1 pseudogene is annotated in these 426 nt (G+C 68.3%); it reads left to right on the plus strand.

Going from position 1 to position 426, the window contains the following annotated elements:
* Nucleotides 1–426 (plus strand): annotated as a pseudogene (locus AC5Y5O_RS32235) (copper resistance protein CopC); the annotation flags it as partial.

Raw genomic sequence — 426 nt, forward strand, 5'->3', positions numbered from 1 at the left:
CCGGGTCTGGGCCGGCGCGCGAACACCGGTCCGGACTGGGATACAGGCCTGCTTCGGTGGCTGCTGCTCACCGGGTTAGCCATCGCCGTGGGCAGCCTGGTCGCACAGCGCGCCACCGACGCCGTCCGCCAGGAGCAGCCCGCACTCCCCCGGCTGCCCTCGTGGGTGCCTGCGGGCGTGGCCTTGGCACTGGTGGCGGTGATCGGTCTGTTGATACAGCGCGTTAGCGATGCTGGCGCCTTCGCTGCGGTATGGCAGGGCCGCGCTGGGGCCGTTTTGCTGGTGCAAGGAGCAGGTCTCGTGACCGCGGCCGCTTTTGCCAAATTTGGCCGCTGGGCTCTTGCGCCGCTAGCTATTGTCATTGCGGCGGAGGGCATCCGTTCGCACGCCACCATTAATCACGGGCTCTGGGGAGCGGTACTCGTA

Source organism: Mycobacterium sp. NGS40, from assembly GCF_059812735.1.